This window comes from Salimicrobium humidisoli (genome assembly GCF_002295105.1).
Classification (GTDB): Bacteria; Bacillota; Bacilli; order Bacillales; family Halobacillaceae; genus Salimicrobium; species Salimicrobium humidisoli.
In genome coordinates, this window is the sequence record NZ_NSGH01000004.1 from 102,410 (window position 1) to 114,503 (window position 12,094).

Annotated in this window: 11 protein-coding genes; all 11 read left to right on the forward strand. The window is 38.7% G+C overall.

Features of this window, described 5'->3' with window-relative positions:
- The first annotated feature begins 165 nt into the window (after positions 1-165).
- The 11 genes from CKW00_RS03715 to CKW00_RS03765 all read left to right on the forward strand — a co-directional run bounded on the left by CKW00_RS03715 (position 166) and on the right by CKW00_RS03765 (position 12,093).
- Positions 166-933 (forward strand): YveK family protein, encoded by a 768-nt coding sequence (locus tag CKW00_RS03715; RefSeq protein WP_095821437.1) that lies wholly within the window; start codon positions 166-168, stop codon positions 931-933.
- Positions 934-955: 22 nt separating this feature from the next.
- Positions 956-1,624, forward strand: a complete 669-nt coding sequence (locus CKW00_RS03720) for a CpsD/CapB family tyrosine-protein kinase (RefSeq protein ID WP_095821495.1) — start codon at positions 956-958, stop codon at positions 1,622-1,624.
- Between the two features lie 109 nt (positions 1,625-1,733).
- Positions 1,734-2,498 (forward strand): tyrosine-protein phosphatase, encoded by a 765-nt coding sequence (locus CKW00_RS03725; protein WP_095821438.1) that lies wholly within the window; start codon positions 1,734-1,736, stop codon positions 2,496-2,498.
- A 398-nt stretch (positions 2,499-2,896) separates the two neighbouring features.
- A complete protein-coding gene (locus tag CKW00_RS03730; protein WP_095821496.1) occupies positions 2,897-4,747 on the forward strand; it encodes a polysaccharide biosynthesis protein in 1,851 nt (616 codons plus the stop codon).
- Positions 4,748-4,808: 61 nt separating this feature from the next.
- Entirely contained in the window at positions 4,809-5,924 is a 1,116-nt protein-coding gene (locus tag CKW00_RS03735) for a DegT/DnrJ/EryC1/StrS family aminotransferase (protein ID WP_095821497.1), read from the forward strand.
- Entirely contained in the window at positions 5,924-6,553 is a 630-nt protein-coding gene (locus CKW00_RS03740; RefSeq protein WP_095821439.1) for a sugar transferase, read from the forward strand. Before CKW00_RS03735 ends, CKW00_RS03740 begins: the two co-directional genes overlap by 1 nt.
- Positions 6,550-7,200, forward strand: a complete 651-nt coding sequence (locus CKW00_RS03745) for an acetyltransferase (RefSeq protein ID WP_095821440.1) — start codon at positions 6,550-6,552, stop codon at positions 7,198-7,200. Before CKW00_RS03740 ends, CKW00_RS03745 begins: the two co-directional genes overlap by 4 nt.
- Positions 7,201-7,202: 2 nt before the next feature.
- Positions 7,203-8,312, forward strand: a complete 1,110-nt coding sequence (locus CKW00_RS03750; RefSeq protein WP_095821441.1) for a glycosyltransferase family 4 protein — start codon at positions 7,203-7,205, stop codon at positions 8,310-8,312.
- Between the two features lie 25 nt (positions 8,313-8,337).
- Positions 8,338-9,435 (forward strand): hypothetical protein, encoded by a 1,098-nt coding sequence (locus tag CKW00_RS03755; RefSeq protein WP_095821442.1) that lies wholly within the window; start codon positions 8,338-8,340, stop codon positions 9,433-9,435.
- A 121-nt stretch (positions 9,436-9,556) separates the two neighbouring features.
- A complete protein-coding gene (locus CKW00_RS03760; protein WP_158221270.1) occupies positions 9,557-10,681 on the forward strand; it encodes a glycosyltransferase in 1,125 nt (374 codons plus the stop codon).
- A 5-nt stretch (positions 10,682-10,686) separates the two neighbouring features.
- The gene (locus tag CKW00_RS03765; RefSeq protein ID WP_095821444.1) at positions 10,687-12,093 is read left to right on the forward strand and encodes a nucleotide sugar dehydrogenase; all 1,407 of its coding nucleotides are present in this window, start codon (positions 10,687-10,689) and stop codon (positions 12,091-12,093) included.
- Position 12,094: the final 1 nt, after the last annotated feature.

Sequence of the window (12,094 nt, forward strand, 5' to 3'; positions counted from 1 at the left end):
TTATTAAAGAAACAGGGGTGAGAAAATGTATGCCAGGAATACAAAATGAAGAGAGCAAACGTGAAAATATTCAATAATTTACAAAATAAAAGACTATGCAAAATATTGTTATGTTATAATTGGAAATGGTTTATCGGATTTTCAAAGGAAACAGGAGGTACACATATGGAAGAAACTATTTCACTGAAGGAAATTATGAGCGTACTGAAGAAACGATGGCAGCTGATAGCGGGCTGCGTTATTGGAGCTATTCTTTTGAGTGCTATTGCTACATTTTTCTTTATGACACCGACGTATCAATACTCTTCGGAATTCATCGTCAACCAGGAGAAAAGCAATAACCAGCAGCAGGCGGGATACGATATCAACGAAATCAGGTCGAACGTCGAACTTATCAATACATATAATGTCATTATTAAGAGTCCTGCAATTTTAGATGAAGTGAACAACGAACTGGATCTCAACTTAAGCGCCGAACAGCTGGCGAACAAAATAACCGTCTCTAACGCCGAGCAGTCCCAGGTCGTTACAGTAGCTGCGACTGATGAATCGGCGGAGACTGCAGCGAATCTTGCGAATGCAACGGTTAAGACGTTCGAAGCAAAGATTCCTGAGTTGATGAACGTCGATAACGTGAACGTCCTGTCGGAAGCGGAAGTAGGAATCAACCCTTCTCCGGTAAGTCCTAACGCTCCGTTGAATCTCGCTATCGCAGCGGTCGTCGGCCTCATGCTCGGAGTGGGAGCGGCATTCCTCCTTGAGTATCTCGACACCACGGTAAAAAGTGCGGATAACCTGGAAGAAACTTTCGGTATGCCGGTCCTGGGTTCGGTATCTACCATAGCCCCCGGCGAAGCTGCTAGTGGAGAGAGAGCCGTGATGAATAAAAAGCCGGTGACTTCAAGTGAAAGGAGACAAAACGTTGGTTCTTAAAAGAAATAAAAAATCACCTTTAATGAAAAGAACGTTGATTGCCCACGAAAACCCGAGATCCCCCATTTCCGAACAGTACAGGACGATACGTACGAATCTGGATTTTGCTTCAGTCGACAGCAAACTGCACACGATGACCGTAACTTCGGCGGGGCCCTCTGAGGGGAAGTCACTCACTACAGCTAACCTGGCGATAGTATTTGCCCAGCAGGGGAAGAGGGTTCTACTAGTGGATGGTGACTTAAGAAAGCCGACTGTACATTATACGTTCCGCCTCGACAACGTTTCAGGGTTGAGCAACTATGTAGCGGGCCATGGAGATACTGTGAGAGAGATTGCGCAACCGACCCAGGTGGATGGGCTTGACATTGTAACGAGCGGACCGATTCCGCCGAATCCTTCCGAACTGTTAGGGTCGGCGAGAATGGAAGCATTCATCGATGAGGCGAAACAGAAATATGACTTAGTAATATTTGACTCGCCGCCTGTATTAGCCGTGACGGATTCTCAGGTCCTCACTTCGCAGACGGATGGTGCGTTACTCGTAGTCCGGAACAAGAAAACCGAAAAAGAAGCTGCGAATAGATCCAAGGAACTGCTTGAACAGGCAAAAGCGAAGGTCTTAGGTATTGTTTTAAACGATGTCCCTCAGAAAGAAAGCGGATATTACGCGTACTATGGTAACCGGTAATAAAATACAGCTCTACTGTTAATGTACAGAAGAGCTGTATTTTTTCTGGGACTTTTGGTAAAATAAAGATATAGTGTAAATACATCTAATTAGTTAGGGAGCGAATCTTATGATTGACATACATAGTCATATTTTACCAGATGTTGACGACGGAGCTCAGTCGGAGCAGGAAAGTCTGGAAATGGCCGAGCAGGCTCTGGATGAAGGGATTCATACTATTGTGGCAACCCCTCATTTTAAAAATGGGCAGTGGGATAATTCACGGCGCGATATAGAGGGAAAGGTCCATGTCCTTAATCGCTTTTTCGAAGATAACGACGTACCGCTTCAGGTGCTGCCGGGACAGGAAACACGGATAAACGGAGAAATGCTTGAAGATTTGGATGCTGAAGAAGTTTTGCCGATCAACCACAGTCGATACGTTTTCGTGGAATTTCCGAGTGACGCTGTGCCGAGATATACGAGTCAGCTTCTGTACGACCTGCAGTTGAAAGGATATAAACCGGTGATTGTACATCCGGAGCGGAACAGTTATTTTCAGGAGAAGCCTTCCGTTCTTCATGACTTTATCCATCAGGGCGCATACGCTCAGCTGACTGCAGGAAGTCTGGTGGGAAGCTTCGGCAAGCCGGTGAAACAGTTCAGTGAACAATTGATGGAGGCGAAGCTCATCCATCTGATTGCATCAGATGCTCACAATGTGAAACACCGTCCGTTTCATATGAAAGAGGCCTTTGGAAGAATCGAGAAATTGTATGGCCCGGAGACGCGCGAAGTGTTTCTTGATAATGCGAGATTTGTAGTGAACAATGAGCCTTTATTCGCTGAACCTCCGGAACACGTGAAAAAGAAAAAAAGATTCGGTCTCTTTTAGAAACAATCAGAACCCCCTGCCCTTTCCCATAAGGGCAGGGGGTTCTATCTGGATTTTTCACATCTAAAGTATCAGTGGTAGAATGCTGTTACTCGGTTTTTTTGGTAAGAATCAATCCATTGCCACGAGCTTCTTGCACAAAAATATGTAGTTACCATACAGCTTCCTAAAGCCGGTATTGCCAGTAAAGGAAAGTATTGTTAAACTTATAAAGTAATTCTTCATGAAAACATTAATGAAGAAAGAAGGCAATTACTCTATGGAACATTTTTTAGATAAATTTTTTGAAATTACAACTAAACAGATTGTACCCTTCTTTTGAATAATATAAACACTGACATTTGCAATTTGTCCATCATAGTAGATACTACATAAGAAAGTAGGAGTTTTTCATGGTCATGACGAAAAATCGGAGATTGTTGCTGTTAATTACAATAGATTCATTAATTGTGACGTTCTCTATCTACATGTCACATTTCTTCCTCAACCCTTACTTCCACGTCTTTAATCGAATCGTATTTGTCACTTCCCTCATGCTCCTTATAACCCACCACCTCTTTTCCTGGACGCTTGGCATGTATAGAAAGAAATGGCGCTATGCCAATATGGAAGAGCTTCTAGGTCTTACTACCGTTGTATCATCTTCTGTATTATCAACAGCCATTCTCCAGTTCGGATTGTTCGGAACTGTATACGAGCGGGCGTTGATCGTTACTTGGATGCTCCATATTCTCATGATCGGCGGAGTCAGATATTTATGGAGATACTACAATACGTACGGCCTTACTCTCAACCCGGGTCTTAGAAAAGTTAAACTCATGAAAAATAACCCGGAAGCCAGGCGCACGGTTATTATAGGGGCAGGATCAGCAGGGCAGATGCTCGCTAATCAGATGAGAGGCAATGGTGATACGAGTGTCAATCTCATCGGGTTTATCGATGATGATCTATTCATACAGAAAATGTCTATAGCTTCCGTTCCTGTTCTTGGCCGGGTGAAAGATATGGAAAAAGTGGTCAATAATAAAGAAATCGACCACGCTGTAATTGCTATGCCTTCGGTGGATCGTTCACGCATGCGGGAAGTCATTAAACAGGTCCAACCTCACGTTAAAAGTGTGCAGACGTTGCCGATGATTGAGGACATTGCTTCCGGAAAAGTTTCTGTCAGTCATATCCGTGATGTTTCCATTGAGGATTTGCTGGGGCGTGAACCTGTCGAACTGGACACCGATTCCATTAATGAAGAAATTACCGGGCAGACGATCCTTGTCACAGGGGCAGGCGGCTCCATCGGTTCTGAAATCTGCCGCCAGCTCGTCAATTTTAAACCGAAGCGATTAGTGCTTCTGGGTCACGGAGAATTCAGCATTTATAACATTCATATGGAATTGTCCAACCTTGACCTTGAGACAGAGGTCATTCCGGTTATTGCAGATGTACAGGACCGCGACCGCATCCATCAGGTGATGAAAGAGTACAAGCCGCAGTATGTGTATCACGCAGCGGCGCACAAACACGTTCCTCTGATGGAAGCGAACCCGAAAGAAGCGGTGAAGAACAATGTCATCGGAACGAAGAATGTAGCCGAAGCAGCGGACAGGGCCCGGGTTAAAACATTCGTACTCGTCTCCACAGATAAGGCGGTCAACCCTACAAACGTGATGGGAGCAACGAAACGCTTAGCGGAAATGGTCATCCAGTCCTTGAACCCGGAAAGCAAAACTGAATACGTAGCCGTCCGATTCGGAAACGTCCTCGGTAGCCGCGGCAGTGTCATTCCACTCTTCAAAAAACAGATTGAAGCGGGTGGACCGATTACCGTAACAGATCCTGAAATGACGCGTTACTTCATGACGATCCCGGAAGCATCAAGACTCGTCCTTCAAGCAGGAGCCCTTGCCAGAGGTGGAGAAATCTTCGTCCTCGACATGGGCGAGCCGGTGAAAATCGTCGATCTCGCGAAGAATCTCATATATCTCTCCGGCTTCACGGAAGAAGAGATACCAATCGAATTCTCAGGCATCCGTCCAGGGGAGAAAATGTACGAAGAACTACTTGGAGACAACGAAGTACATCCTGAACAAATCTATCCTAAGATTTATATCGGAAAAAACAACCAAGTATCAAACGAAAACATCCGTGATATTGCAGAACATGAGCTCGTCTATCTGAAGACAGAGAAGATTCCTGAAAGAGTGTTCGATCTTATTACGGTAAAAGAAAAACAGACCGTTTCACACGGTTGAAATTTCACACTTCAAAGAATAATTATAGCAAAGGAAGGTATCCTGAATGGAAACTACCAAAATGAATGATAAAATCTTCCTTTCTTCCCCTCATATGAGTGATGAAGGATATGAGAAGGATTATGTACAACAAGCCTTTGACACAAATTGGATTGCTCCACTTGGAGAGAATGTTAACGGATTTGAAAGAGAACTTGCGGCAATGGTGGGTTCTAAAGATGCAGCGGCTTTGTCTTCTGGGACAGCCGCTATCCATTTGGCCCTAAAAGCAGCCGGAGTCGGAGAAGGGGATGTTGTATTCTGTCCAACCCTTACTTTCTCAGCTACCGCTAATCCGATTATCTATCAAAATGCAACACCTGTATTCATTGATAGCGATGAGAAAACATGGAATATGGATCCAGAAGCACTAAAAGAAGCGTTCGAGAAATATCCAGAAGTTAAAGCTGTGATTGTCGTTCATTTATATGGTCTTTCCGCAAACATGGATCAGATTATGAAAATTTGTGAAGAATATGATGTAGCAGTAATAGAAGATGCAGCTGAGTCTCTAGGTACTTATTATAAAGGGAAGCATACAGGGACATTTGGTGATTATGGAGTGTTCTCTTTTAATGGAAATAAAATTATAACCACTTCTGGGGGCGGAATGCTTATTTCCGATGATGAGGAAAGAGTAGCTAAAGCCAGGTTCTGGGCTACTCAGTCACGAGATCAAGCAAGGCATTACGAGCATAGCGAATTAGGATTCAACTATCGCATGAGTAACGTAGTCGCCGGGGTTGGTCGCGGACAATTAAAAGTATTACAAGATAGGGTAGAAAAGAAAAGATACATCTTCAACTACTACAAAAAAGCACTAGAGAAGTTTGAAGATATAACATTTATGCCAATGAATTCATGGGACGAGCCGAATTGCTGGCTGACGGTTATGACTTTGAATGGAAGTGTTCGCCCTCTCGACGTAATAACAGCTTTAGAAAATGAAAATATCGAAGCAAGACCTATTTGGAAACCCATGCATCTTCAACCCTTTTTCGAACAATATCCTTCTATAGGTGGAGAGGTTTCAGAAGGATTATTTAATAACGGTGTATGTTTACCATCGGATACGAAGATAACCGATGAGGATTTAGAGAGAGTGGTGAAGACTCTCAAAAAGGTGTGGTTACATTAATGAAAAGTGATCAAGGTATTTATAGAAAATTTGTTAAAAGACAAATGGATTTTATTTTATCCTTACTTGGAATTTTATTTCTTGGACCCGTATTCATTATAGTCGCTATGTTAGTTAAGAAGAAACTAGGAAAGCCGGTTCTATTTAAACAAGATCGTCCAGGTTTAAATGGTGAAATTTTCAAGATGTACAAATTCCGTACGATGACTGATGCAAAAGACGTGGATGGAGAGCTTCTGCCGGATAATATCAGGTTAACAAGTTTTGGACAATTTCTCCGTTCGACCTCTCTTGATGAGTTGCCTGAACTTTTCAACATACTAAAGGGCGATATGTCGATTATTGGTCCTAGACCGCTATTGGTTTCTTATTTACCACTATATAATGACCATCAAAAGCGCCGCCACGAAGTAAGACCGGGGCTTTCGGGACTGGCTCAAGTGAATGGCAGAAATGCGATTAGTTGGGAAGATAAATTCAACTTGGATGTGAAGTATGTTGATAGTGTAAGTTTCGTTACTGATTGGAAAATAATCATTACTACTATTAAAAAAGTGTTCGTTAAAGAAGGGATCAGTTCCGAGACTGCCACGACTATGGAGCCGTTTCAAGGAAATGAAAAATCATGAAAAACAAACTTTTGATAATTGGTGCTAGTGGTCATGGGAAAGTTGTCGCTGATATTGCTTTAAAAATGAATAAGTGGGAAGAAATTGCTTTTTTAGATGACGATGAAAGTAAAATAACCTCAATGGGTTTGAGAGTAATTGGAACTTCTACTGACGTAGATAAATATATTGATGAATATGACGTGTTTGTAGGGATTGGTAATAATAGTACGCGCGAATTAATTCAGGATTCCCTTGAAAAAAAAGGAGCTAGTGTTCCTATTTTGATTCATCCTAATACTGTGTGTGGTGAACAAGTCCATATAGGTTCTGGATCAGTCGTAATGCCTGGGGTTGTAATAAACTGCTGCAGCGAAATTGGTAAAGGGAGCATAATAAATACAGGTGTTACTCTGGATCACGATAATATTATCGAGGATTTCACCCATATATCACCAGGAGTACATTTAGCTGGTTCGGTTAGTATAGGAAAAAAAACTTGGATAGGTATAGGAAGTGTAGTAAGTAATAACGTAAACATTGTAGAGGAGTGTACAGTTGGTGCTGGTTCTTTGGTTATCAGGGACATTAAAAAATCAGGAACGTATATTGGTGCTCCAGTAAAGAGAATGGATGAAAATGATAAATTCAAGGGTGAGGGGGATTAGGAGTGAAAATATTATTTGTTTCAACAGTCTCAAATACCGTTAATACATTTTTAATACCTCACATAAGGATGCTAAGAGAGTTAGGTCATGAAGTTGATGTAGCGTTTAATATTGTCCAAGATGTTCATCCTGAATTAGCACGAATGGGATGTGAAATTTATAATCTAGAGTTTAATCGTTCTCCGCTCAAAAAGCAAAATTATATAGCTTATAAAAAATTAAAAAAAATTATAGAACATAATAATTATGACGTTGTTCATACACATACTCCAGTAGCTTCCGCTTGTGTGAGGTTTGCATGTAAAACAAACTCTAGTGTACAAGTAGTCTACACTGCTCATGGGTTTCATTTCTTTAAAGGGGCACCATTTTTAAACTGGATGATATACTATCCTATTGAACGTTGGTTAGCCCGATATACAGATGTAATAATCACAATTAACAGTGAAGATTATTTCAAAGCAAAAAACTCACTAAAGGCTAGAAAAATTGAGTACGTTCCAGGTGTAGGTATAAATACTCAAGACAATGATTACGTTTCTATTAATAAAACTGAAAAACTTAGAGCCCTTGGACTGCCTGAAGAGGCTTTTATTCTTCTTTCTATTGGTGAACTCAACAAAAATAAAAACCACGAGACTGTTATAAAAGCTTTAGCAAAATTAAACAAGTCAAATGCTTATTACGTTATTTGTGGAGAGGGTGGTTCTAGAAAATATTTAGAAAAACTTATTGTCTCTCATGGGTTGGAAAATAAAGTGAAGTTATTGGGTTTCAGGACTGATGTGGATACTATGTATAAACTTGCTGACGTGTTTGTTTTTCCATCTTTTAGAGAAGGATTATCTGTGTCTTTGATGGAAGCAATGGCCAATGGTGTGCCAGTAGTTGGCTCTGATATCAGAGGTAATAGTGATTTGATTGAAGATGGTAAAGAGGGATATTTAAAAGATCCTAATGATATAGAAGGTTTCATGGAAGCAATTAGCACATTAATGAACGATAAAACTACCAGGAATAAATTTGGTGTAGAAAGTAAAAAAAAGATTAAAACATATGACTACAGTAATGTTTTGAAAGATATGGAGAAAATATATTTAACATGTACATAAAATAATAATATGGAGGATCAATCTAATGAAAGTTTTAATCAGTAACTTGATAGGTGTAAAAATAGATAAAAGTTACCCCTGGAAAGACACATTATTTATTAATTCGGGTATTGCAACATTTGGTGATGCAGAGTACGAAAAATCTAAGGCTACTATTTCTATTGAAAAATGCAAAACATTAAGTTCTGATGACTGCCGTGATATAGGAGAAGGAATGCTAATTGGTAACAATGTATTTGTAGATATGAAATATGGAGTGCGAATTGAAAGGGAATCAAATAACCACATTACTTTGAAAGTAGTGCAAGAATGCAATGAATGGCTAGTGATTTGCATTCAACTATTACTACTAGAATTAAATTGTACCCTTGTTCATGCAGCGGCTCTTGAAAAAGATGGGGAAGTATTACTGTTACCATCTTGGGGTGGTGTGGGAAAAACTGCTACTGTAATGCGAATGGTAAAAGAGGGAGAGTGGAAATTATTAGGGGATGATCTTGTGATTGTTAAAAATAATGAAATCCACCCATTTTTAAAACCATTTGTGATTTATCCCTATCACAAGAATTTATTCCCACAAGTTTTCCAAAGTAATAAAAGAAATATCATTACAAATTCAAATTTAAACAAATTGTTGAGTAGTGGAATCCCTTACGCTAAAAAAATCATGAGACCTATTCCAGGTTTATTAGCTTTTGCTAGAAAACATAACCCGCAATCTATGAGAGTTAGTCCCCTCGAACTTTTTGATAATAAAGAAATATCAAACGGTGGAGAGCTTAAAAAAGTTATATGGTTAGAGAGAATAGTAGGTAATGAAGTGAATTATTATGAGAAAGAAATAGAGTCATTAGTATCAAAGGTAGTATCAGTTTCAATATTAGAGCTTTTTGCTGGTAGAATAAATTGTGTATATGCTCTGAATGGGGCTGGTATATTTGATTATCAAAAGACACATATCAAAATGTATGATTTAATAACGTCATCCTTTAAGAGAACGGAAAATTTTGAGTTAGATATTCCTACATCAATTTCTATAGACGACGTTGGAGAAATCGTTTTAAAGCATATTGTATCTGATAAATCAAACGACGACTCAGGTTCAAGGATGATTGAAATATAAATAATTACTTAAGTTACTACTTAACATGCATTTAGGGAGTGCTCTTTATATGAGGTTGCTTTATGTTTCGGATCATCGGTTTATTAAAAGTAAATCAGGCGAGATTTACACAACGGGACAAATGAGTGAAAAGTATTTCAACAGGTTCAAAGGTTATTTTAAATTTGTCACAGTTACTGGTATTTGTGAAGAAGAAAATGAAAATAACAAAAATAAAATGGTGGAAAAAGTAAATACAAACTCTGCTTTTGTTAAATTCCATTTAATTGAATCAAAGGGGACAGTATTAGGAAAAATCATAGCGATTCGAAATATAAAAAAAGAATACAAACAATTAATAAAACACCATGATAGAGTAGCTACTAAAGCCCCTTCTCTAATAATTAGATTTGTGAGTAAAATAGCCTGTAAACATCAAGTTCCTTATCTTATTGAAATGGTAGGGTGTCCATGGGATGCATTATGGAACCATGGCCTGAAAGGTAAAATCATAGCTCCGTTTGTACGCCACACAGTGAAAAAGTCTTTGGAAACGGCTCCATATGTAGTTTATGTAACCAACTATTTCTTGCAAAAAAGGTATCCTACAAATGGAATACATACCAACTGCTCAAATGTTTCATTAACCAATTTTAGTGACTCTGCCCTTGATATGCGTTTAAGAAAACAGAATAGTTCAGATTTAAATAAAAAAACAATTATCGGAACTACTGGGGCAATTAATGTTAAATACAAAGGTCAACAGTATGTTATTGAAGCATTGGGTGCTTTGAAAAAAGAGGGGTTTGTTAATTTTGAATATCAAATTGTAGGTGGTGGAGACAAGAGTTATTTGTCATCTATTGCAGAACATAATGGTGTAAAAAATCAAGTGAAATTTTTGGGCTCAATACCACACGCCCAGATACATGATTGGCTGGATAAATTGGACGTGTATGCACAACCAAGTGTAACCGAAGGGTTACCAAGGTCTTTAATTGAGGCTATGAGCAGAGGTTTGCCTGCAATTGGATCAAATGTAGGTGGAATACCTGAATTATTAGATGAAGAGTGTATATTTAACAAAAAATCAATAAATGCTATTAAAAAATTATTGATAGATATGAGAGGTAACAAATTACAATATTATGCAAAGCGAAATTATAATGAAGCTAAGAAATACGATAAGCTATTAATAGAAGAAAGAAGAAATCATATTTTAGAAAAATTTTCATCAAAGAAACAAATTGGGGATAAGAGGGAGTGAAAGATATGTTTGAAAGATTAATAAATAAACAGGAGAAAATTTCTTTGGTAGGTTTAGGTTATGTAGGTATGCCTATTGCGGAGGCTTTTTCTAAAAAGATAGATGTGATAGGTTTTGATGTTAATCCAGAAAAAGTGAAACAGTACAAGAGTGGAATTGATCCAACAAAAGAAGTTGGTGATGAAGTGATAAAAGATTCATCAGTAGAGTTTACGTCTGATGAGAAGAAACTCAGAGGAGCAAAATTCCACATTGTTGCTGTTCCGACCCCAGTTAGAGATGATCATACACCCGATTTGAATCCAATCAAATCAGCAAGCCGAACTTTAGGAAGAAATTTGACAAAAGGCTCTATAGTAGTGTACGAGTCTACTGTTTATCCGGGTGTAACAGAAGAGATTTGTATCCCAATATTAGAAGAGGAATCTGGGTTAAGGTGTGGGGTAGATTTTAAGGTCGGCTATTCTCCGGAAAGAATTAATCCAGGGGATAAAACGCACAGGTTAGAGAATATTATAAAGGTTGTAGCCGGTCAAGACAGAGAAACTTTAGATATCATTTCAAGTGTATACGAATTAGTGGTAGAAGTAGGTGTTCATCAGGCTCCAACTATCAAAGTAGCAGAAGCAGCAAAAGTTATAGAAAATTCACAGAGAGATATCAATATTGCTTTCATGAATGAATTATCCATCATATTCAATAAAATGGATATTGATACTAAGTCTGTTCTTGAAGCAGCAGGAACCAAGTGGAATTTCCTTAATTTCTCTCCGGGGTTAGTAGGTGGTCACTGTATAGGCGTGGATCCATATTACCTTACTTATAAAGCCCAACAAATGGGGTATCACTCTCAAATTATACTTTCAGGAAGAAAAATCAATGACGATATGGGCAAATATGTTGCGGAAAATACTATCAAGAAAATGATTAAGTCAAATAAACAGGTAAAGGGTTCAAAAGTAGCAGTATTCGGTATTACATTCAAAGAAAACTGTCCAGATGTTCGAAACACCAAGGTGGTTGACGTGATTAACGAATTAGAAGATTACGGAGCAGAAGTAACTGTAGTGGATCCTCAAGCTGATAAAGAAGATTTGGCGCATGAATATGGCATTCAACTTACTGAACCGGAAGATGTTACTGGAATGGATGCTGTAATTTTTGCAGTTCCACATGATGAATTTAAATTAATTAGTTTGACGGACTTAAATAGTATGTTTAAAGAAAATAATTTTGTAGAACCCAAAATTTATAATCAAGTAGCTACGACATCGGAAACTTATAATCAAGTAGCTACGACATCAAAAATTAACAGTATCAATGAAAACGAAGGAAAAGTTTTAATAGATCTAAAAGGTTTGTTCAGTAAAGAAGAATCTGAAGATGCTGGATTTATATATTGGAGGGTATGAT